The organism is Prosthecomicrobium sp. N25 (assembly GCF_037203705.1).
Lineage (GTDB): Bacteria > Pseudomonadota > Alphaproteobacteria > Rhizobiales > Ancalomicrobiaceae > Prosthecodimorpha.
The window spans coordinates 1,055,022-1,077,125 of the sequence record NZ_JBBCAT010000001.1; the positions used below are offsets into that span (position 1 = coordinate 1,055,022).

Sequence of the window (22,104 nt, forward strand, 5' to 3'; positions counted from 1 at the left end):
TTGCCGCTCTCTTGCGGGACCCCTAAAGCCGCCCCCGGCTTGCGGGAGGACCGGACGAACCGGCCCGCCCGCGGTGGAAATTCCGCTGCGTGGGCCGCGCCTTCAGCCCTTTGCTCCGGGCAGGCGCGACACGAGACTGAGGCCGATGTCCATGCCTTCCAACTGGAAGTGCGGCCTGAGATAGAAGCGGGCGTTGTAGTAGCCCGGGTTTTCCTCGTTCGGGACGATCTTCACGGCCGCCGCCGAGAGAGGCATCTTCGCCTTCTGGATCTCGCTCGACATCGCCGGGTTGGGGTCGACGTAGAGGTTGATCCAGCCCTGCAGCCACTGCTCGAGCTGCTCCTGCTCCAGGGTCGAGCCGATCTTGTCGCGGACCATGCACTTCAGGTAGTGGGCGAAGCGCGAGACCGCGAACATGTAGGGCAGGCGCGAGGACAGGTTGTCGGACGCCGTGGCCTCGACCTTGTCGTACTTCTTCGGCCGGTAGAGCGACTGGGCGCCGATGAAGGCCGCCTTGTCGGTGTTCTTCCGGTGGATGAGCGGGATCAGGCCGGCCTTGGCGAGCTCCGCCTCACGGCGATCGCTGATGGCGATCTCGGTCGGGCACTTGAGGTCCACGCCGCCGTCGTCGGTCGGGAAGGTGTGGGTCGGCAGGTTGATCACCTCGCCGCCCGATTCCACGCCGCGGATGCGGGTGCACCAGCCGTATTCCTTGAAGGCCCGGTTGATGTTGACCGCCATCGCGTAGGCCGCGTTCATCCAGGCGTACTTGTCGCCGGAATGGCCGTCGGTGTCCTCCTCGAAGGCGAACTCCTCGACCGGCTCCGTCTTCGGCCCGTAGGGCACCCGCGACAGGACCCGCGGCATGCACAGGCCCATGTAGCGGGAGTCCTCGGCGTCCCGGAGGCTCTTCCACGCCGCGTATTCGGGCGTGTCGAACACCTTCGAGAGATCGCGCGGGTTCATCAGCTGGGTCCAGCGGTCCATGCCCATCAGGGTCGGGTCCGCCGCCGCCAGGAATGGGGCATGCGCCGAGGCCGCCACCTTGCTGATGTCGCGCAGGAGTTGCACGTCGGTCGGGATGTGGCTGAACTGGTAGTCGCCGATCAGGCAGCCGTAGGGCTCGCCGCCCAGCTGGCCGAACTCCTGCTCGTAGATCTGCTTGAAGACTGGGCTCTGGTCCCACTTGGCGCCCGGATAGCGGCGCAGCTCGCGGTAGAGCTCCATCTTCGAGACGTTCATGACGCGGATCTTCAGCGACGCGTCTGTCTCGGAATTGTAGCAGAGGTAGTGGAGACCCCGCCATGCGCTCTCGACCTGCTGGAACTCCGGCGCATGCAGGACTTCGTTGACCTGCGCCGTGAGCTTCTGGTCGAGCTTGGCGATCATCGCCTCGATGGTGTCGAGCACGTCCTCCTTGATGAGGCTCGTGTCCGAGAGGGCCTCGCGCACCAGGGTCGAGACGGCGTTCTCGACCTCGGTGGCCGCGCGCTCCGTGCGCGGCTTGAAGCTCTGCTTGAGAAAGGCGGAGAAATCATCCGCCGTCTCGACGGTGCCGGCGGCGCCGGCGGTGTCCCGTGCGACTTCCGTGCTCATGCCTTCACCTCGTCCGAACCGTCGTCCTTGGCCATGTCGACGGCCTGCTCCTGCTTGCGGGCGCTGAGGGCCGCCATCAGGTCAGGGTCGCTCAGGAGCTTGCGCAGCGCCTCCTCGGCGGAGACCTTGCCGTCCATGTAGCTGAGCAGGTTCGAGAGCTGCGTGCGCGCCTCGAGCAGCTTGTTGAGCGCGGGCACCTGGCGGGCCACGGCGCCGGGGGTGAAGTCCTCCATCTTCTTGAAGGTCAGCTTCACCGGCATGACGTCCGCGCCGTCGCCGAGCTTGTTCTTCACCCGGAAGGTCACGGCCGGCGCGATCGCCTCCATGCGCTTCTCGAAGTTGTCCATGTCGAACTCGAGGAACTTGCGGTCCGCGACCGAAGGCTTCTCGACCTCCGAGGCGTTGCCCGAGAGATCGGACATCACCCCCATCACGAAGGGAAGCTCGACGAGCTTGTTCGCGTCGTACGGGTCCTCGTAGGTGATGTGCACGCGGGGTGCACGGTTCCTCCGGATGAATTTCTGTCCACTGTCAGAAGCCATTGGGAATGCCCCCGGTTATGGTGTGGATCGTCTAATGCTGTAATTTCATTGGACCCATTTCAGCCGAAGTCTCGCCCGAATTCAAGTCCCTGAACCCTAGAAACGTCCGTCTTCGCGGTTATGTGAGCGGACGTTAACTTGAGATCAGCCGGAGAACTTCGACACAATCGTGACTGGCCCGAGGCTGATACCGCTAACATTGCCAGAAGTTCGATGAATAACGGCTGAACGGTGCGACTTCGACTAGCGACCTTTCGAGGACCTGACCTCGAACGACCATCTGACGTCGCTGAGCTCCCCGGTGTTGGGGTCGGAGATTTTGAGCGTCCTCACGAGTTCGTAGATCTGCAGGAAGCTCGTCTGCGCGTCAGCGCTCGGCCCCGCCTGCTCCGGCAGGTCGAGCGCCTGGACCGGCTTGTCGGAGAGAACCGCGAACACGAGCGCGTTGCCGGGCTTCAGCAGGGCCTCGGCGCCCGCCGCCATGGACGCCGTCGTCACCGTGAGCGGCTTTCCGGGCGCGACGGCGTTGAGCTCCAGGTTCGGCTTCTTGTCCTTCATCAGCGCCTCCACGTCCGGGAAGAGCTGCCGCGCCTGTCCGCGCGGGTCGATGCCCACGAGGATCACGTGCCCCGCCTGCCGCGCCGAGATGCGGACCCCGGTCGGCGCGCCGACCGAGCGGCCCGCGGTCTGCACCAGGTCGATCTTCAGGCCGGCCGGATTCTCGATCCGCTGCGTGATCCGCGCGGCCGCCCGCGGGTTCGCCTTGATCCAGCCGTCGAGCCCGGTTTGCGCCGCCTCGCCTGTCGCGAAAGCCTGCGGACGCAGCCCGTAGCGGCAGCTCTCCGGCACTTCGGCGCAATATTGGTCGGCGGCGCTCCGGATCGACCCGATCACCTGGTCGACACCGGCCCCGCTTCCGCCGCGCGCGATCAGCGGCCTCGCCCTGAGCCCGGCTGCGAAGAGCCGCGTGAAGAGCCCCTGCGGATCCCCTGTCGAACGGTCGACGACGGCCCACTGGTCGGGGCCTGCGCCGGTGAACAGGAGCCGGGCGGGGAGCGGCTGGGCCGGGGCCGTCAGGTCGGAGAGCCGGATCCCGTCGAGCTCGGGCGCGTAGTCGACCACCGCCTCGACGCTGCGGACGAAGCCTCGCTCCTCCGGCCGCGCCTGCGGCGCCTTTTGGATGCCGCGCGCCGAGAGGGTGGTCGCGTCGAAGACCGCGAGGGTCGAGCGGTCCTGCAGCCGTTCGAGGTAGCGGGTCAGCTCGGACGGCAGGATCGCATTCTCGACGTCGTAGACCGCGCCCTGGTCGTTCCGCATCAGTCGCAGGTCGACCGGCACGATCGTCGGTCCGGGCCGCGCGTTGCGCAGGGCCGGGAACATGCGGGTCTGGAACCCCTGGCCGCTGTAGTAGAGGAACACCCGGGCGCCGGGCTGCGAGCCCTGCACGAGCCAGGTGTCGAGGGCCGCCAGGATGTTGCCCCGCGTCGCCCGCTCGTTGGTCAGCACCATGACCTGCTCGCGCCGGAAACCGAGCGAGTCGGTCAGGAGCGACGTGATCGTGGCGGCGTCGTTGAGCGATCCCTTGAGCGACAGCGGCTCCGGGTAGCCGTCGATGGCGATCACCAGCGCCCGGTCGCCCCGCTCCACCACCGCCGCGTTGCGGGCGACGTCGGCGGGCGTAGGCAGCGAGAAGGGCGCGAGCGCCGCCGAGCCGTCCGTGTCCGCCTGCCGCGGCAGCGCCGCGACGGCGTCGAAGGCGGAGAGCTTCGCGTCCGCGGAGGGCGTCGACGGCTGGCCGATGGCGCCGCGGGTGACCTGCCGGATCCAGGCCTCGAAGGCGGCGACGCGGGTGTAGACGCCGTAGATGCCGGCCCGTCCGCAGCCCTCGCCCCAACTCACGATGCCGGCCTGCACCCAGCCGCCGCCGGCGACGCGCATCATCAGCGGGCCGCCGCTGTCGCCCCGGCAGGCGTCCCGCCCGCCGCTCGCGAACCCGGCGCAGAGATTGCGAGCGTCGATCGAATTGTCCTTCAGCGCCCCGCCCTCGTAGCCGCGTCGGCAGGTGCCGAGGTCGACGAGCGGGAGTTCGACCTCCTGCAGGTCCGTCGGCAGCTTCTCGGCCTCGGACCCTTGCGCCTCCTCGGTCAGGCCCCAGCCCACCACCGTCCCGGCGAGCCCCGCGAAGTCCCTGTCCCGGTCCGCCTCCCCGACGATCGGGCTCGCCGGCGTGTCGGACGGGCCGGTCAGTTCCAGGAGCGCCACGTCGTTGGCGAAGGTGCGCGGGTCGAAGTCGGGGTGATAGACGACCGACTTCACCCGGAGCGCGGCGCGGCCGAACGCGTCGTCGCCCGCGATGACGGTCGGAACCCGCTCCCGCCCGGCCACGATCCGCACGTCGGCCGCCGCGATCGACTGCCGGCGCGCGCCCGGCCCCGTCGCGCTGACGAAGCAGTGCGCCGCCGTCAGCACCCACGTCGAGGCGACCACCGTGCCGCCGCAATGCGAGCGAAACCGGCCGCGCCCGGCCGTGTCCGGGGCGAAGATCTTGACCTGCGTCGGCCAGGCGTCGGCGGCCGCCGTCCGTCCGCCGACGACGCGCGTCAGCACCTTCTCGGCCGGTGCGTCGGGCGTCTTACCCTTCGGCCCCTGCGCGAGTGCCGCGCCGCCGGATGCGGCGAGGACGAGCCCGAAGGCCGTGGCGGCGAGGCGGCGGAGGCAGGCGGGGCGGCGCGGCGGCATGATGCTTCCCCCTCAGGGCTGCGTCGCGATCGCCGCCGTGCCGACCTGCAGGTCGATGGCGGGGAGCGCGTCGAGTTGCGCCAGGATCTGTCCCGCGCCCTTCCGTCCATTGAGGCGGCGCAGGGTCGTGACGAAATCGGCGAGCGAGAGCCCGCGCGAGACGGCGAAGATCTGCTCGGCCCCGAAGGGCGGCCCGACCTCGACCGTGAAGACGGCGTCCTGGCCGGCGACCGCCGGCGGGTCGCGGCGGGTCGGATAGAGCAACGCCACCGTTCCGTTGCCCGACACGGAGAAGACCGCCAGGTTGCGGTTCGCCACGCCCGGCACGACGATCTGGATCCGCTCGCCCGCGCGCCGGACCCGCCCCTCGGGCTGCAGCCGGATCGCCTGCGGGGACCGGCCCGAGAGCTCAGTGACGAGGCGGACGAGGGCGGTCCGGTCGATGACATCGGGCAGGTCGGCGGCCGCCACGTCGGTGCCGACCACCTCCTCGCCCTGCCGCACGGTGCGGTCCTGCGGGTCCCAGAGCAGATCCGGCCGGGTCGACGCGCCGACCACTTCGAAGGGGGCCGTCCGGGCGGCGAGGCCCGCGAGCGCCTGCCGATCGTCGCCGCGCGTCGCCAGCCGCACCGGCGCGATCGGGCGGAGCGGCTTCTGGGCCGGGCCGGCATCCGGATCGAGCGGCAGCTCGACCTTCGGGTCCGTGCGGATACCCCGCGTCGACGGCCACTCCGCCGCCAGCGCGGACGCGCAGGCGATCAGCACGAGGACAGCCGAGGTCGCCGCCCCGTGCGCCAGCCGTTTCGAACGATGAGCGCGACGGTCGAGCAAGAACATCTCCCCGATCCCCTGGATACGAGAATACACGCATCCCGGCCGTTGACGAATGCGAATCCCATCGGGACCCGTCCGGCATCACGGAGCTTTCACGGCGGACCGTCGCCCCGCGAGCGTTCCCTTGTCTCACGGCCGACATGAACGCCGCATGATCGCAGGGTGATCAGTCCTCGCCGCGGATCGCCCGGAGCGTGCTCTCGGCGAAGAACTCGCCCATCAGGCTGGAGAAGTCGCGCTCCGAGAGATCCCGCGCGCGCTGGAGAAGCATGGCGAGCGGGCTCGCCGGTTCCTTGGCGCGGTAGTAGCCCGCGACCTGGTCGAACAGCGTCATGGCCTCGCGCCGGGTCACGGCGAGGAAGACCTTCTCGCTCTCCGGGCTCTCGTCCTCCTCGATCGGCGGCGCCTCGGCGGCGGCGATCTGCGCCATCTCGGCGAGGCGCTCAGCCGGCAGGCGCACCGCCTTCTGCCCGACCAGCAGGGCGGCGTAGGAGGCGTGGTCGGGAACGAGCGCCTGCATGACCTCGTAGAAGGACTTGCCCACGAGCCCCTCGGCGAACTGCGCGACCAGGAGAGCCGCGCTCGACGGCTCGTGCCGGCGGTAGTAGTCGATCGCCGCCCTCAGCGCCGCCCGCGCGTCGTGGTGGTTCTGGATCGCCGCCGTCGAGCCCGCCGGCCGTGGCGCCCCGTCCGGGCGCGCCGCGTCCCCCTCGCCCCCGCTGTCGTCGTCGAAGCTCTCCTCCGCCGGCGCGCCCTGGGTCAGGACGGCCGCCAGCGGGTCGCGGCGCGCGATGCCCTCGTCCAGGAAGACCGCGATCTCGTGCGCCAGCGTGCCCAGCTTCTCGATGCTGATCCGGTTGTCGTAGCCCGCCTTCTCGACCGACACCTTGTCCATCGACGTTGCCGCCGCCTCGACGGCGAGCATGCGGTCGCGCAGGTCGATCAGGGTCGGAAGTTCCACCTCTGACATCACCCGCTCGATCGTGCTGGCGTCGAGCACGGCCTCCTGCTCGCGAGGGGTCACTTTCTGTTGAGCGAGGAGCCAGGACCGGTAGGTGATCGGCCCGGACCGGCGGCTCGTCACCAGCCGGGCGAACTGCAGCGGGAAGAGGACATGCGGAGCGTCCTCGAGCGCCTGGACGGTCGCCACCCGGTCGATGAAGTCGCCGTCGATGTCCCGCGGATAGACCTCCGCCCACCGCTCCCGCATGAGCGCCGCCACGGCCTTGATGGTGTCCGTGAAGGACGGGATGTCGTTGCCGAGGATCGCGAACTTGGCGTAGAGGACGAGCAGCCTCAGGTCGCGCGTCCGCTGCGCCAAGACGCTGATTTCGTTCATCTCGGCGACGTAGTTGACCTTCGGCTTGTCGGGGTCCTCCAGGTCGAAGTACGACGCGGGCAGGAGCGATTCGGCCCGCGCGAGATAGGTCATGAATTCGATGTCGCCCTCAGCGTCCAGGTCCGGGCCGCAGGGGGCCTCATCGGACAGCGGCTCCAGGATGGTGGCGAAGTCGATGAGGGCCATCGGATCGGCTCGGTGGGAAGGGCGGGGAGGGACGGTGCCGACCGGAGCGGCGGTTCACGAAGCACGTGAACCGCCGCTCCGGAGCGCCGATCAACGGCTCGTGGGGTGGCTTGCCTCGGGGAGGGCGCGAATACAATAATGAATTTGGCCGCTCTTGCGCCGAGGGTCAAGATCATGAGCATGAGTTCGACAACAAGTTCTTCCTCCTTCGAATTGAAGCAGAAATACCGTGCCGCAGAATTGATGACCCCGAAGGGAGCCGACAAGGTCGTCTTCGGTCGGATGGAAGCCCGCGAGGCGATGAGCGAGAATTTCGAATTCGCCATCGAGGCGCTGAGCAAGGACGACGTGGATTTCGACGAACTGATCGGGAAGAACTGCTGCGTCAAGTACAACAGCTACGACGGCATCAAGCGCTACTACAACGGCGTCCTGGTCGAGGCGCAGTGGACGGGCTTCCAGCACGACCTCTTCACGTTCCGGCTGGTCCTGCGCCCCTGGTTCTGGCTCCTCACGCACACGCAGGACTGCCGATTCTTCCAGGAGATGACCGCGCCCGACATCATCCGGCAGGTCTTCTCCGAGGCCGGCTTCTCCGATTTCGAGATGAAGCTCTCGCGCAGCTATCCCGAGATGGAGTATTGCGTCCAGTATCGCGAGACTCACCACGCTTTCGTGTCGCGCCTCATGGAGGAGCACGGCATCTACTACTTCTATCGGCACAGCGAGGACAAGCACGTCATGGTCCTCGCCGATGGCCCGGGCGCGCACGAGCCGCTGCCGGGCGGGCTGGACCGCGAGTACATCCCGCTCACCAACGCCTATGTGCGCGAGGCCGAGCACATCCAGCACCTCACCGCCGAGCGGCGGTTCCGGACCGGCAAGTCGACCCTCAACGACTACGACTTCCAGAAGCCCGGCGCGAAGCTGGAGGCCGACGGCCAGGCCGCCGAGAAATACGCCCGCTCCAAGCTCGAGATCTACGACTATCCCGGCCGCTATACCGAGCGCGGCCAGGGGACCGATTTCGCCAAGGTCCGCCTGGACGCCATGCAGTCGGTGGACTACCGCCGCATCGCAGCAGGCGAGTGCGCCTCCGCCCATCCGGGCGCGCGGCTGAAGATCAAGGGCCATGCGCGCGACCGCGAGAACATCGAGTATCTCGTCATCGGCGCCACCCACACCGTCACGAACGGCACCTACCAGGCGCTCGCCCTTCCCGACGAGGGGCCGTCCTACTACGGCTCCTACGTGCTCGTGCCCTTCTCGCGGCCCTATCGCGCCCCGATCGTCACGCCGAAGCCGATCATCCACGGCATCCAGACCGCCAAGGTGGTCGGCGAGTCGGGCGAGGAGATCACGGTCGACAAGTACGGGCGCATCAAGGTGCAGTTCCACTGGGACCGCAAGAAGAAGCAGTCCTGCTGGATCCGCGTCGCCGAGGTCTGGTCCGGCAAGCAGTGGGGCGCCGTCTTCCACCCCCGCCACGGCATGGAGGTCGTCGTCGACTTCCTGGAGGGCGATCCCGACCGCCCGCTCTGCATCGGCACGGTCTACAACGCGGACAACATGGTCCCGTACCCGCTCCCCGACAACAAGACCATGAACGGCTGGAAGACCAACTCGTCGAAGGGCGGCGGCGGCTACAACGAATTCGTCTACGAGGACAAGAAGGGCTCCGAGAAGATCCGCATGCATGCGGAGAAGGACCACGAGGTGAAGGTCCGCCACGCCGAGACCTGGAATATCGGCGAGACCTTCGAGATCCCCAAGGGCAGCCCCTCGCGCGACACGACGATCGAGAAGGGCGACGACAACCTGGAGATCAAGCTCGGCGACCAGAACGTCAAGATCCCGATCGGAGACCAGAAGAACACCTTCGGGCTCAACCGGTCGACCACGATCGGACTGACCGACACCACCAAGGTCGGCATCTCCCTGTCGGAGACGGTGGGCGTCTCGCACAGCCTCAACGCCGGGGTGTCGGCCTCGGTCATAACCGGCGTATCGATCACCCTGCAGGCGGGCCCGTCCAGCATCATCATGAGCCCCGCCGGCATCCAGATCATCGCGCCCACGATCCTGCTGACCGGCGGCGTCACCACCATCCTCGGCAAGGCCCCCGCGATGACCTTCGTCGGCGGCCAGGTCATCGTGGCATGAGGAAACGATGAGCCGCGTGCGTTTCGTCTCCGTCGAGGACGTCTTCCTGGCCTTCGAGCCGGCCGCCGCGGACGTCGGCGAGTCCGGCTCGGCGGAGGATCCGGTGGCCTTCCTGGCCGGCCTCCTCGCGGCCGACAAGCCGCTCGCGGCGCTGCGGTTCGTGAGCTACGTCCTTCCGCGACGCGAGTGCGTCTGGTGGTGCGTCCAGTCGGTCCGCCGCATGGCCGCGCCGCCGCCCGGTAGCCGCGACGAGACAGCCCTGATCGTCGCCGAGGACTGGGTGCGCGACCCCAGCGAGGCGCCGCGCCGCCGCGCCCTCGAGATCGGGCTCGCCTCCGGTCCCGTGGGCGCCTGCCAGATGGCGGCCCTCGCCGCCGGCTGGTCCGGCGGCAACAAGGTCCTGGACGACGACAAGCCGGTTCCCGCGGAGCCCTTCGCGACCGCGCGGATCGCCCAGGGCGCCGTGCTGACCGCGATCGCCCGCCACCCCCCCGAGAAGCAGTTCGGCCTGATGGCCGTCTGCGCCGAGGCGGGGCGCCGCTTCGCGGCCGGCGAGCCGCTCACCTTCTCGTCGCCCGCCCCGTCCACCTGATTTCAACCTTGCTGAACCACCTTCGGCGATCCATAACCGTTTGGGGGACATGGTAGAGCCTCGATGGCACTGGTGCTGAGGATCGAGAACGAGACGCGGCTGCCGGACGGCGGCCCGCTCAGTATTCGGGTGGCGGGCCGGCGCGGCATCGACATCGGCCGCGACGCGCACCTCGACTGGACCCTGCCCGACCCGACCCGCTACATCTCCGGCAAGCACTGCGAGGTCCGCTGGCAGGACGGCGCCTACGTGCTCTACGACGTCTCCACCAACGGCACCTACCTGAACGGCAGCGACCGGCGCCTGAACGGCCCGCATCGCCTCGCCCACGGCGACCGGCTGATGATCGGCAACTACATCGTCGCCGTCGAGATCGAGGAGGAGGGCGCCTCCCCGCGCCGCGGACCGCCGCCTCCGCCGGAGCGTCCGCTCAACACCGACTTCTGGTCCGCCAAGGACGCCGCCCCACCGGTCAATGCGCGCGAGATCGCGCCGCCCGACGCCCACCGGCCGGTACGCCCCGACTTCCTCGACTGGGCCGTCGATGTGCCGCGGCCCGAACGGGCCGGCCGCCGCCCCGCCGATCCGCCCCCGCCGCCGCCCCCGCCCCCGCCGCCCGGCTGGGGCCCCGAGCCCCTGGCCGTCGACCCGGGACCCAAGCCGCTCGACCCGATGCCCCCGGACACCCCGCGGCCGGTCTGGGTCGATTCGACCTCGACGGGCCTTTGGGCCTCCGGCCTCTCCGGCTTCGTGCCGCCGCGCGCCGAGATCGCCAGGCGGGAAGCCGCCGCCGAGCCCTTCGTGGGCCTCGGGACGGGCCTTCCGGATCCGGACGTCGCCGCCCCGCCCGGGCCCGTCGCCGTCCCGCCGGGTTCTGTCGCCGAGCCGCCCCGTCCGGCCGCGCCCCCGCCCGCCAAGGCCGCACCGCCCGCCCCGCGGCCCGAACCGCGCCGCCCGGCCGCGCCGTCCCCGGCCGCGGCCGGCTCCGCCCAGGACCTGCTCGCCGCCCTCGCCCGCGGCGCCGGCGTGCCGACCGAGGTCTTCCTGCAGCGCCCGGCCGAGGAGGTGATGGAGGAGATCGGCGCCATCCTGGGCATCGCCGCCGCCGGCGTCATGTCGCTGCTCGCCGCCCGCCGCGACACCAAGAAGGCGATCCGCAGCGGCGAGCACACCTCGATCGTCGCCGAGCGCAACAACGCCATGAAGTTCGCGCCGACCGTCGAGGACGCCATGAACATCATGTTCGCCGCGCGCTCCCGCGGCTACCTCGGCGCCGAGGAATCCTTCTCGCAAGGCTTCGCCGATCTTTCCAACCACCAGCTGCGCACCTTCGTGGCCATGCAGCAGGCCCTCAAGCAGCTCCTCGCCGACCTCGATCCCATGGCGGTCGAAAAGGCCGAGGAGGGGGGCAATTTCATGTTCCGCAAGGCACGCCTCTGGGACCGCTACGTGGCGCTGTGGGAAGCCAAGTCACAGCACAACAAGGATGGTATCGTGGGGGCCTTCATGCTTTATTTCTCGGAAGCTTATGATCGACTCGGAGCCTCCGGCGAGCACGGCTGAGCCTGCGACCTCCGGCCTTCAGGTCCGACACGTCACGCAACGCCGTCGCACGGGCTGACTCATGTCTTGGTACAGCAAGGTCGTTTGGTCTGAAGGACTGTTCCTGAAGCCGCAGCATCTTCAGCAGAACGATCGCTATCTGGAGCGACTGCTCGAGCTGCGCGTCCAGCGCACGACCCCCTATCCCTGGGGCTTCACCGCCGTCGAGATCGACCGGGACCTCGCCAACCAGAGCCGCTTCGGTCTGCGCCGCGCCGCCGGGGTCATGCCCGACGGCACCCCCTTCGACCTGCCCGCCGACGGCCCGCTGCCACCCTCGGTGGCCGTCCCCGAGGCGGCGTCGAAGCAGATCCTCTGGCTGACGCTGCCCGAATCGGCCGTCAGCTCGCGCGAGGTCGACGCCCGCGAGCGGGAGACCTCCGCCCGCTTCTATCCGGTGCCGGAGACGATCATCGATTCCACCTCCGAGATCCGCACCGAGGACGAGATCGAGGTCGGCCACCTGCGCTTCACCTACGAGGTGCGCAAGACGCCGAAGCCCGGCTACGTCAACATGGGCATCGCCCGCATCCTGGAGGTGCGCGACCGCACGGTGGTGTTCGACGACAAGTACGTGCCCCCGATCCTGGTGACGGCCGTCTCGCCCGTGGTCGACGGCTGGATCGACCGGGTCATCGGCTGGATCGACACCAAGCTCGAGGAACTCGCCCGCTACGCCGCCGACCCGAGCGCCGGCGGCGGCCTGCAGAGCGTCGACTACCTCGTCCTGCAGCTCCTCAACCGCGTCGAGCCCGTCTACCGCCACCTGCGCCGCTCCGCCTACGTGCATCCCGAGCGCCTCTTCGAGGAACTCCTGAAGCTCGCCGGCGAACTCGCCACCTTCGCGTCCGTCGAGCGCCGCGCCCGCCTCTATCCGGCCTACGACCACGACGACATCGAGAACGTCTTCGCGCCGGTGATGCGCGACATCCAGGACTTCCTCTCCGCGCGCCTGGGCCGCCGCGCCATCCGCCTGGAGATCATCGAGCGCGCCGCCAACGCCTTCATCTCGGTCATCCGCGACCGCTCGCTCTTCCGCAACGCCACCTTCGTGCTGGAGGTCGGGGCCCAGCGCCCGCTGATCGAGATCCAGAGCCAGTTCCCGGCCCTCTTCAAGGTCGGTCCCAACACCAAGATGAACGAGATCGTGCACACCCACCTGCCGGGCGTGCCGCTCGTGCACCTGCCGACGCCGCCTCCTCAAATTCGCGCTATCACCGATCACGTCTATTTCTACTTCGACAAGTCTTCGCCACTATGGCCGGAGTTCAGCACGGCGACGTCCATCGGCATGCACTTTTCGGGCGACTGGCCCGGCCTGACAATGGACCTCTGGGCCATCATGGAAGACGCTCGATGAGCGATGACGCCTTCGACGCCTATCCGGACCGGACGGTCTTCCGACCGAACCCGGGTGGGCGTCGGCCGGCCGCGGCTCCCCAGCCCGGCCCGCCGGCCGGCCCGGGCCCGGCGCGCCCGCAGGATCCGGTGCCGCGCGACACCTGGGGCGTGGTGCCCGGCCCGGAGGAGTTCTCCCCGCCGCCGCCCCGCCGCGAGCGCGCCTTCATCACCCGCGAGGAGATGATCGTCCCGCACCAGAACCCGATGGTGCGGTCGGCCGGCCCGGTGCTCCTTCTGCTCGGACGCTTGCGCATCGCGCTCTCGCGGGCCTCCCCTGCCGAGCTGATGGAGACGGTCGCCGCCTCCATCACGGCCCTCGACGACGACCTGCGCCTCGCCGGCGTGCCCCAGGCCCCCGCGACCGTCGCCAAATACGTTATCTGCGCGACCGCCGACGACATCGTCCAGAACATCCCCGCCGAGGACCGGCACGTCTGGACCCGCTACTCCATGCTGAGCCGCTTCTTCGGCGAGCGCATCGGCGGCGTGCGCTTCTTCTCCGAGCTGGAGAAGGCCATCAAGGACCCGACCCAGAACCGCCAGCTCATCGAACTCGTCCACGTCTGCCTCGCCCTCGGCTTCCAGGGCCTGCACCGCCACAACCCGAACGGCGTCGCCACCCTCCAGGGCATCCAGCGCAACACCTACGAGGTCCTGAAGTCCGTCTCGCCGCGCCCGCCGGTCGACATTTCCCCGCGCTGGCGCGGCCTCGACCTGAAGGCGAAGCTCGGCCGCCTGCGGCTGCCCTTCTGGGTCGTCGCCGCCTTCGTGGCCGCCGCCCTGACCGGGCTCTACATCACCTACCGGACGCTCCTGACCGGCGAGGCGGAACTCGCCGCCGACGGCCTCCTGGCGCTGCACCCCGCCGCCGAGCTGACCCTCTACCGCAAGGCGCCCGCCCCGCCGCCGCCCCGCCCGGTGGTGAAGCCGCCGACCACGACCCAGCTGCAGCGCATCCGCGCCGCGCTCGCCCCCGAGATCGCCGCCGGCGAGGTCTCGGCCGACGCCGTCGGCACCCACATCGTCGTGCGGGTCGGCAACGCGCTCCTGTTCGACAGCGGCAAGGCCGACGTGAAGGACGAGTTCAAGCCGCTCGCCGGGCGCATCGCCGAGGTGCTGGAGAAGGAGGTCGGTCCGGTCATCGTCATCGGCCACACCGACAACACGCCCCTGCGCAGCTCGAACCGCTTCAAGACCAATTTCGAACTGTCGGTCGCCCGCGCCAACGCGGTCGGCCGCATCCTCGGGCCCCAGCTCAGCGACCCCGGGCGCATCACGCCCGAAGGCCGCGGCGAGCAGGAGCCCGTGCTCCCCAACACCAGCGACGAGAACAAGGCGAAGAATCGCCGCGTCGAGGTCTGGATCGACAAGGTCGACTGAGCGGATGGCGAATCGCACGGGCGGGCGGAACCGGAGGCGGGAAGCGGCATGAAGGCCATCTGGGCCAATCTCAGCGTCGTCGGGATCGGCGTCCTCGCGCTCGTCGGCGTCATCTGGTACGTCGGCCCGGTCCTGGCGGTCGCCGGCTATTACCCGCTCGAGAATCCGATCCTGCGCGGCGTCCTGATCGGCGTCGTCGCCCTGTCGTCGCTCATCTACGCGATCTATTACGCCTGGAGCGAGGTGAAGAACCGGCGCGCCCTCAACGAGGCCGTCGCCGCCCCGGCCGAGACCGACGACCGCGACGTCCTGAAGTCCAAGATGAAGGACGCGCTCGCCACCCTGAAGGGCGCGAGCGGCCGTCGCGGCGACTTCCTCTACGACCTCCCGTGGTACGTCATCATCGGCCCGCCGGGCTCCGGCAAGACGACCGCGCTCGTCAATTCCGGCCTGAAGTTCCCGCTCGCCCGCGGCCAGACCCCGGAGGCGATCGCCGGCGTCGGCGGCACCCGCTACTGCGACTGGTGGTTCACCGAGGAGGCGGTGCTGATCGACACCGCCGGCCGCTACACCACCCAGGATTCCAACCAGGCCTCCGACCAGAAGAGCTGGCTCTCCTTCCTCGACATCCTGAAGAAGAACCGCCCCCGCCAGCCCATCAACGGCGTCATCGTGGCGATCAGCATCGAGGACGTCGTCTCGCTCTCGCCCGGCGAGCTCGGCCAGCACGCCGACGCGATCCGCAACCGGCTCACCGAGTTGCACGACCGGCTGAAGATCGACTTCCCGGTCTATGTCGTCTTCACCAAGATGGACCTGATCGCCGGCTTCGTGGAGTTCTTCTCCGACCTGAGCGATTTGCGCCGCCAGATCGTCTGGGGCGCCACCTTCCAGACGGCGAAGAAGAACGAGAACCTCGTCGCCAAGGTGCCGGAGGAACTCGACGCCCTCATCGAGCGCCTGACCGAATACATGCCCGATCGCCTGCAGGGCGAGCCCGACCCCTCCGACAAGATCCGCATCTTCGGCTTCCCGGCCCAGATCGCGACCCTGAAGAAGCCGATCTACGACTTCCTGGCGCGCATCTTCGAGCCGACCCGCTACCAGTCCAACGCCACCCTGCGCGGCTTCTACTTCACCTCCGGCACCCAGCAGGGCACGCCCATCGACCGCATCATCGGCACCCTGTCGCGCACCTTCGGCGCGCAGGCACTGAGCCAGCACATGCTGTCCGGCACGGGCAAGAGCTACTTCCTCAAGGACCTCATCTCGACCGTCATCATCGGCGAATCCGCCTGGGTCTCGACCGACCGCGCCGCCGTGCGCCAGCGCCTGATCCTGAGGACGGCCGCCTATGTCTGCCTCTTCCTCCTCACCGCCGGCGCCGTGGCGGCCTGGACGACCAGCTACACCCGCAACGACGGCCTGATCGGCAGCCTCGTCGGCGCGGTCGGCGACTACAAGACCGACGTCGCGCCCTTCCTGGAGAAGACCGAGATCGACGACCGGCGCTTCGAGTGGGTCGTCCCGGCCCTCGACAAGATCCGCCGCCTGCCGACCGGATACGACAAGCGCAACGACGGCACGCCCGTCGAGGAGACCTTCGGCCTCGCCCAGCGCCCGCGCCTCTCCGCCGCCAGCCTCACCTCCTACCGCGCCTCGCTGGAGCGCCTGCTCCGCCCGCGCCTGCTCTACCGGCTGGAGGAGGTCATCTCCGCCGCCAAGGACAAGACCGGCGCGGAATCCGCCGACCTCTACGACGCCTTCAAGGTGTACCTGATGCTCGGCCGCCAGGGCCCGGTCGAGCGCGAACTGGTCCTCGACTGGATGCGCGCCGACTGGCGCGGCCTCTACCCGGGTCCCGAGCGCGACGGCCTGCGCAAGTCGCTGGAGACCCACCTCGCGGCGCTCCTCGACCTCGACAACGGCACCGGCATCGAGATCCCGCTGAACGGCCCGATGGTGAAGGACGTGCAGAACGCGATCGTGCGCATGAGCCTCGCCGAGCGCGCCTACCAGATCATCCGCTCCAAGGGCCGGGCCGGCAAGAACCGCGACGTCGTCTTCGCCTCCATCGGCCCCGACATGGCGACCGTCTTCCAGGCCAAGGACGGATCCTCGCTCGACACCGTCGTGGTCCCCGGCTTCTTCACCTACGACGGCTTCTACGAGCGGCTGCTGCCTGCGCTCCCCGACATCGCCGGCCAGCTCGAGCGCGACCGCTGGGTGCTCGGCGAGGCCGGCCAGCAGGAGCTCGTGCAGAGCCAGTTCGCCTCGCTGCCCGACGACGTCCTGAAGCTCTACGCCAAGGACTTCATCGGCGCCTGGACCGGCGCGCTGAACAAGCTGGACATCCGCTCGCTGACGGCGGACCGGCCGCGCTACCTCGTCCTCGCCGCGCTGTCCGCCCAGGCCTCGCCACTCAAGCAGGTCTTCGAGGAGATCCGCAAGCAGACCCAACTCTCGCGCGAGCGGAAGCCCGACCCCAACGCCAAGGACGCCGCCCCGCCGCCCGTCCTCGCCACCCAGGCTTCGGCGAGCGCCGAGGTCGAGGCCCAGTTCCGCCCCTTCTACGCCATCGTGGAGGGCGGCGGCGGCCCACGCCAGCTCGACCAGGTGGTCGCCACGCTCAACGACGTCTATCACGGCCTCATCGGCCAGGCGACCGAGGGCGGCCCCACCCCGCAGCTCAACCAGGCCACCCGCGAGAGCATCCGCAAGCTGCGCGCCAGCGCCGGCCTCTTCCCCGAGCCCTTCGCCCGCATGCTGCGGACGGCCACCGACGAATTCGATTCCAGCATCGCGACCGCGGTGGTCGGCGACCTGCAGAAGGCGCTCGCCGAGACCATCACGCCGGTCTGCCGCCAGGCGGTCCAGAACCGCTACCCCTTCGAGAAGGGTGCCGAGCGCGAGGTGCCGCAGATCGAGTTCGGCCGGATCTTCGGTCCGGGCGGGGTCTTCGACAAGTTCTACACCGAGAACCTCGCCCAGTATGTCGACACCTCGCGCGCCGAATGGTCCTGGCGGCGCGAGAGCCGGGTCGGCACGCTCCTCTCGCCGGCGGCCCTGAAGCAGTTCCAGCGCGCCGCCCAGATCAAGGACGTCTTCTTCCCTTCCGGCACGCAGCAGCCCGGCTTCACCCTCGCCATCACGGCACTGACGCCGACCGACAGCATCACCACGCTCGCCCTCGACGTGAACGGCGTGCAGGTCGTGTCGCCCAAGAATCCCGCTCCCGCCCCGCCGCCGACCACGGACGGCGCGACCGCACCGGCCGGGGCCGCCGGCAGCTCCGGCGTAACGCCGCTGCGTCCCGGCCAGCAGCCCGGCCAGCCGGGAGCCCAGCCCGCCGCGCCGAAGCCGCAGCCCGTCAAGCCCGGACCGCCCGTCGCGGTCCAGTGGCCCGGCCCGACCGGCCTCCAGTACGTCCGGATCGTTGCGAAATCCGACGCGGCCGGCACCGAGTTCACGCCCTACCTCGACCAGCGTGGCTTCTGGTCCCTGTTCCGCGTCCTCGACAAGAGCCGGGTGAACCGGTCCGGCGACCGCCTGATCGTCAACATCCCGGCGACCGGCCGCGAGTTCCAGTACCAGATCAACGTCAGCTCTCTGCAAAACCCGCTGACGCTGCCCGCGCTCCGCGACTTCGACTGCCCCACCTCCCTGCAATAGGCCTCGCCGATGCGCTGCGGTCTCTACGGCAAGCTCCCCTGCAAGCGAGACTTCATCGCCCAGTCGCTGCCGGCAGGATTCCTGCCGGTCTACGAGCCCTGGCTCCAGGCCGGTATGGCCGCGAGCAAGACGGCGCTCGGCAGCGCCTGGCAGGGGGTCTACATGAAGGCGCCGATCTGGCGCTTCTGGCTCGGCGCCTCCTATTGCGGCCGCACCGTGCTCGGCGCCCTGATGCCCTCCATCGACGGCATCGGGCGCTACTTCCCGCTGACCATCGCGGCCTCCCCGGAGGAGGACACCTTCCTGCCGCCGGTCGTGGCGCCGCAGACCGAGTGGTTCGTCAAGGCCGAGGACCTGCTCCTCGAGGCGCTCGACGAGACCACCGAGTTCGACCCCTACCTGGCGAAGCTGGAAGCCCTGCCGGGCCCTCCGGTCGCGCCCCGCCCCGAGACGCCCGACGCCGTGGTGGTCTCCCGCACCGGATTCCTGACCGGGACCGGGGACGAGACGAACCTGTCGAGCCTCTTCGACGCCGTGCGCCGGAGCGAGGAGGCCGCGCGCTTCGAGAACGGCACTTTCTGGTGGACGATCGGCGGGGAGGAGCAGCCCGCCCAGATCCTCTACGGCCGCCGCCTGCCGCCGCCGGAAGCCTTCGCGGGCCTGCTCGCCGCCCGCATCGACGTCAACCTGCTGTGAGCGGACCGCCCGCCCGGCTCGCATTGCAGCAGGGTCGGAACGGCGCTAGCTTGCGCGGCGGGGCAGGGTTTTCCGAGGCGCAGGCGGGGACCGGCTCCGGCGGCCGCTGAACGGGGAACCGGGAAGGCATGGCACGACCGCTCGTCTACGACACCGGCATGATCTGCCACGTCGGCCTCGTCCGCCAGGTGAACGAGGACTCGTTCCTGATCCGGCCCGGCAAGGGCCTCTGGGTGGTCGCCGACGGCATGGGCGGCCACGATTCCGGCCGGCTGGCGAGCACCACGGTGGTCGAGTGCCTGGACGGCGTCGAACCGGCCGATACGGCCTCCGACCTGCTGGCGGCCTGCGAGCTCGGCCTCATGCGCGCCAACTCCATCCTGCGCGAGACGGCACGGCGCCGCCACGTCCTGGCGATCGGCTCGACGGTCGTCCTCCTCCTCGTCCACGAGCGGGTCTTCGCGGCCGTCTGGTCGGGCGACAGCCGCCTCTACCGGGTCCGCGGCGAGGCCATCGCGCAGATCACGCGTGATCATTCCGAAGCCGCCGAACTCCTGGCCCGCGGCATCGTCAGCGAGGAGGAGGCGCGCCACTGGCCGCGGCGCAACGTGATCACCCGTGCCATCGGGGTGCGCGAGGCCCCGGAGCTCGAGATCGTCGACGGCGAGATCGCCCCGGACGATATTTTCGTCTTGTGCAGCGACGGCCTGACCACGCACATGGAGGACGACGAGATTCGCCGCGAGGTCTTGTCGGGCGATGCCCAGGCGGCCGCGGACAGGATGCTGGCGACCGTGCTCGACCGAGGCGCCAAGGACAACGTGACGGCGGTCGTCGTGAAAGCCCGGGAGCGCGAGCCCACGGTCGTCGATCCGAACGGCAACCTGCGCCGTGATTGGGCGCCGAGCGCATGAGAGCCTCAGAACGCAGTCGCGACTGGCTCCCCGCCGGCACGCGCCTCAACGACATCTACGAGATCGACGAGCCCATCGCCGCGGGCGGGATGGGGGAGGTCTACCGCGGGCACTCGATCCTGACCGGCGACTCCATCGCCATCAAGATGATCAAGGCGGAGCTCGCCGACACCGAGTCCGCCATGGCGCTCTTCCGCAAGGAGGCCTCGGCGCTTCACAACCTCCACCACGAAGCGATCATCCGCTACTATCTCTTCACGGTCGAGCCGAAGCTCGGGCGGCCCTACCTCGCCATGGAGTTCGTTTCCGGCCGGCCGCTCTCCGACCTCCTGAAGAACGGGCCGCTGACCTTCGACGAGGTGCGCTCCCTTGGGGTGCGCGTGGCGACCGGCCTGCAGGCCGCCCACGAGCGCGGCATCATCCACCGGGACATGTCACCCGACAACATCATCGTCCCGGGCCGCGATTTCTCGCAGTCGAAGATCATCGACTTCGGCATCGCCCGGCAGACGCAGAGCCATGAATCGACCGTCATCGGCAGCGGCTTCGCGGGCAAGTACAACTACGTGTCGCCCGAGCAGATGGGCCTGGCGGGCGGCATCGTCGGCCCCGCCGCGGACATCTACAGCCTGGGCCTGGTCCTCGCCGAGGCCAGCGCCGGCTGGGCCATCAACATGCGCGGCACCCCGGTCGAGGAGGTCGAGAAGCGGCGCGTCGTCCCCAATCTCAGCCACATCGACACCCGCCTCCGGCCGCTCCTGGAATGGATGCTGCAGCCCTACCCGGAGGACCGTCCGCCCACGATGAACGACGTCGCCCACTGGTTGCGCCAGTTCGGCACGGTCAGCCCCGCCCGCCCGGCCACGCACCCGCCCGCCGACACCGGCGACGCCACCGTCGCGGTCGCGCCCGGCCGCCGTCGTACGACGACCGGCACCGGCACGGGGACCGGCGCCGAGCGCCAGCAGAGCCGGGGTCCCCAGGATCCCTACGCGGACGATCCCTACGGGCCCGACGGCCCGACCCGCATCGCCAACCGCCCCGACCGGAATCCGCAATCGCGCGCGCCCTCGGGATCCTGGCCCGACCCGGCCCAGGGCTACCGCCAGCCGTCCGGCTATTCGGAGCCGCCCGCCTGGTCCCAGCCCCCGCAGCGCGGCTCCTATCCGCCGTCCTCCCAGCCGCCGCAGCCGCGCTCGCCCTATGCCGACCCGGGGCGCTATTCCCAGCCCCCGCAGTCCCGCGGCACCTCGCGTCCGCCCACCTCGGAGCCGCCGCGCTCGCGGCCCCCCGGGTCGCAGCCGCCGCCGAACCCCTACGGCCAGTCCGCCTACCCGGAAGCCCGGCCCTATTCCGAGCCCCCGCGCCCCGGCCAGGGCTCCCAGGCACCCGGCGCCTACCGGTCCGCCTATCCCGAGGCGCCCCCGGCCGCCCCGGCCCCGCCCGCCTCGAAGCCGGCCGGTTCCCGCCTCGGCATCGGCCTCGCGGTCGCGGCCCTGCTGCTCGTCGCGGGTGTCGGGGCGATCGCCTGGTACGTGCTCGTCCGGCCCGGCGGGTCCGAGATCGCCGCCACGACCCCCCAGCCGCCCGCACCCGTGCCGGGCGTGCCCGGGGCCGGCGCCGCGCCGCCCCCCACGCCCACGGGTCCGGCCGTCCCCGCAGCCGCACCCGGCACGACCGTCGCCGTCGGGCCGCCCGTGGTCGCCGCCGACGTCGCCCGCTTCATCGAGGACTACGCCCCGGCCGGCGAAGCCTGCTTCTACCTCGCCCCCGTGGTCGTCGCCGACAACCAAGCGGTGACGGAAGGCTACGGCCGTTCGATCGTCCCCTTCGAGGGCTTCGACAGCGCCTTCTTCAGCCGCCACGGCTTCGAGGCCGAGGTGCTGATGCGCCAGGTGACCGAAGCCCAGTGCCCGGTGGTGCGGCTGCTCCAGCAGACCCGGTTCCGCGGCGGCCCCGGCCCACGCATCGAACTCGCCACCAACCGCCTGCGCCCCGGCGAGACCGTCGGCGGCGAGGCCGCCTGGTCGGGCGGCTACACGCTGACGGTCCTGCACGTCACCGACGACGGCTTGGTCCAGGTGGTCGCCAGGCCCGCCAAGACCGGCAACGCCCGTTTCCAGATCACCGCGCCGCGCGCCCCCGAGGCCGCCGGCCGCCCGAATCTCGCCGTCGTGGTCGTGACCGGCTCGGCCTTCCCGACGCTCCTTTCCGACGAGCGCGTGCCGGCCGCCGTCTTCGTCGACCGGCTGCGCGCCGAGGCGAAGAACGACCGCATCATCACGGCAGCGCAATACCTCGTGATCGAGAAGTAGAAGTCCCCACACGGCGCGTGTTCGCCGGATTTCGTGAGGATCCGCGGTCTCCTCAAGCCATCCGGCCGCTGGTATCGTGGCGCTGTGTCAGGTTCCGTTCCGGCCCCGCCGCGGGAAGGCCGGCGGACAAGGG

14 protein-coding genes are annotated in these 22,104 nt (G+C 70.0%); 9 read left to right on the forward strand and 5 right to left on the reverse strand.

Annotated elements, in window-relative coordinates; all coding sequences use genetic code 11:
- Window positions 1-102: 102 nt before the first annotated feature.
- From tssC to WBG79_RS04820, 5 genes are all read right to left on the reverse strand, one after another.
- The gene (gene tssC / locus WBG79_RS04800; RefSeq protein ID WP_337355967.1) at window positions 103-1,596 is read right to left on the reverse strand and encodes a type VI secretion system contractile sheath large subunit; all 1,494 of its coding nucleotides are present in this window, start codon (window positions 1,594-1,596) and stop codon (window positions 103-105) included.
- Window positions 1,593-2,138, reverse strand: a complete 546-nt coding sequence (tssB, locus tag WBG79_RS04805; RefSeq protein WP_337355968.1) for a type VI secretion system contractile sheath small subunit — start codon at window positions 2,136-2,138, stop codon at window positions 1,593-1,595. Before tssB ends, tssC begins: the two co-directional genes overlap by 4 nt.
- A gap of 243 nt (window positions 2,139-2,381) precedes the next feature.
- Entirely contained in the window at window positions 2,382-4,877 is a 2,496-nt protein-coding gene (locus WBG79_RS04810) for a trypsin-like serine protease (protein ID WP_337355969.1), read from the reverse strand.
- Window positions 4,878-4,889: 12 nt separating this feature from the next.
- On the reverse strand, window positions 4,890-5,708 hold the full coding sequence (locus WBG79_RS04815) for a hypothetical protein (protein ID WP_337355970.1): 819 nt from the start codon (window positions 5,706-5,708) through the stop codon (window positions 4,890-4,892).
- 169 nt (window positions 5,709-5,877) lie between these two features.
- The gene (locus tag WBG79_RS04820) at window positions 5,878-7,236 is read right to left on the reverse strand and encodes a type VI secretion system protein TssA (protein ID WP_337355971.1); all 1,359 of its coding nucleotides are present in this window, start codon (window positions 7,234-7,236) and stop codon (window positions 5,878-5,880) included.
- A 243-nt stretch (window positions 7,237-7,479) separates the two neighbouring features.
- Here WBG79_RS04820 and WBG79_RS04825 point away from each other — a divergent pair, with 243 nt between their 5' ends.
- The 9 genes from WBG79_RS04825 to WBG79_RS04865 all read left to right on the forward strand — a co-directional run bounded on the left by WBG79_RS04825 (window position 7,480) and on the right by WBG79_RS04865 (window position 21,971).
- Window positions 7,480-9,399, forward strand: a complete 1,920-nt coding sequence (locus WBG79_RS04825; protein ID WP_337355972.1) for a type VI secretion system Vgr family protein — start codon at window positions 7,480-7,482, stop codon at window positions 9,397-9,399.
- 7 nt (window positions 9,400-9,406) lie between these two features.
- A complete protein-coding gene (locus tag WBG79_RS04830; protein ID WP_337355973.1) occupies window positions 9,407-9,991 on the forward strand; it encodes a DUF6931 family protein in 585 nt (194 codons plus the stop codon).
- Between the two features lie 63 nt (window positions 9,992-10,054).
- The gene (gene tagH / locus WBG79_RS04835) at window positions 10,055-11,554 is read left to right on the forward strand and encodes a type VI secretion system-associated FHA domain protein TagH (protein WP_337355974.1); all 1,500 of its coding nucleotides are present in this window, start codon (window positions 10,055-10,057) and stop codon (window positions 11,552-11,554) included.
- A 61-nt stretch (window positions 11,555-11,615) separates the two neighbouring features.
- On the forward strand, window positions 11,616-12,953 hold the full coding sequence (gene tssK / locus WBG79_RS04840) for a type VI secretion system baseplate subunit TssK (protein ID WP_337355975.1): 1,338 nt from the start codon (window positions 11,616-11,618) through the stop codon (window positions 12,951-12,953).
- Complete coding sequence (gene tssL / locus WBG79_RS04845) at window positions 12,950-14,374, forward strand: type VI secretion system protein TssL, long form (RefSeq protein ID WP_337355976.1); 1,425 nt, start codon at window positions 12,950-12,952, stop codon at window positions 14,372-14,374. The genes tssK and tssL overlap by 4 nt, the downstream gene beginning before the upstream one ends.
- A 48-nt stretch (window positions 14,375-14,422) precedes the next feature.
- Complete coding sequence (tssM, locus tag WBG79_RS04850; protein WP_337355977.1) at window positions 14,423-18,046, forward strand: type VI secretion system membrane subunit TssM; 3,624 nt, start codon at window positions 14,423-14,425, stop codon at window positions 18,044-18,046.
- 9 nt (window positions 18,047-18,055) lie between these two features.
- Entirely contained in the window at window positions 18,056-18,742 is a 687-nt protein-coding gene (tagF, locus tag WBG79_RS04855) for a type VI secretion system-associated protein TagF (RefSeq protein ID WP_337355978.1), read from the forward strand.
- Between the two features lie 128 nt (window positions 18,743-18,870).
- Window positions 18,871-19,656 carry a PP2C family protein-serine/threonine phosphatase gene (locus tag WBG79_RS04860; RefSeq protein WP_337355979.1) on the forward strand — a complete coding sequence of 262 codons (786 nt, stop codon included), beginning with the start codon at window positions 18,871-18,873 and terminating at the stop codon, window positions 19,654-19,656.
- Entirely contained in the window at window positions 19,653-21,971 is a 2,319-nt protein-coding gene (locus WBG79_RS04865) for a serine/threonine-protein kinase (protein ID WP_337355980.1), read from the forward strand. Before WBG79_RS04860 ends, WBG79_RS04865 begins: the two co-directional genes overlap by 4 nt.
- Window positions 21,972-22,104: the final 133 nt, after the last annotated feature.

What these genes read in the sequence shown, in the direction of transcription:
- tssC (WP_337355967.1), bottom strand. Translation starts at nt 1,596, where the DNA reads ATGAGCACGGAAGTCGCACGGGACACCGCCGGCGCCGCCGGCACCGTC.
- tssB (WP_337355968.1), bottom strand. Translation starts at nt 2,138, where the DNA reads ATGGCTTCTGACAGTGGACAGAAATTCATCCGGAGGAACCGTGCACCC.
- WBG79_RS04810 (WP_337355969.1), bottom strand. Translation starts at nt 4,877, where the DNA reads ATGCCGCCGCGCCGCCCCGCCTGCCTCCGCCGCCTCGCCGCCACGGCC.
- WBG79_RS04820 (WP_337355971.1), bottom strand. Translation starts at nt 7,236, where the DNA reads ATGGCCCTCATCGACTTCGCCACCATCCTGGAGCCGCTGTCCGATGAG.
- WBG79_RS04825 (WP_337355972.1), top strand. Translation starts at nt 7,480, where the DNA reads ATGACCCCGAAGGGAGCCGACAAGGTCGTCTTCGGTCGGATGGAAGCC.
- WBG79_RS04830 (WP_337355973.1), top strand. Translation starts at nt 9,407, where the DNA reads ATGAGCCGCGTGCGTTTCGTCTCCGTCGAGGACGTCTTCCTGGCCTTC.
- tagH (WP_337355974.1), top strand. Translation starts at nt 10,055, where the DNA reads ATGGCACTGGTGCTGAGGATCGAGAACGAGACGCGGCTGCCGGACGGC.
- tssK (WP_337355975.1), top strand. Translation starts at nt 11,616, where the DNA reads ATGTCTTGGTACAGCAAGGTCGTTTGGTCTGAAGGACTGTTCCTGAAG.
- tssL (WP_337355976.1), top strand. Translation starts at nt 12,950, where the DNA reads ATGAGCGATGACGCCTTCGACGCCTATCCGGACCGGACGGTCTTCCGA.
- tssM (WP_337355977.1), top strand. Translation starts at nt 14,423, where the DNA reads ATGAAGGCCATCTGGGCCAATCTCAGCGTCGTCGGGATCGGCGTCCTC.
- tagF (WP_337355978.1), top strand. Translation starts at nt 18,056, where the DNA reads ATGCGCTGCGGTCTCTACGGCAAGCTCCCCTGCAAGCGAGACTTCATC.
- WBG79_RS04860 (WP_337355979.1), top strand. Translation starts at nt 18,871, where the DNA reads ATGGCACGACCGCTCGTCTACGACACCGGCATGATCTGCCACGTCGGC.
- WBG79_RS04865 (WP_337355980.1), top strand. Translation starts at nt 19,653, where the DNA reads ATGAGAGCCTCAGAACGCAGTCGCGACTGGCTCCCCGCCGGCACGCGC.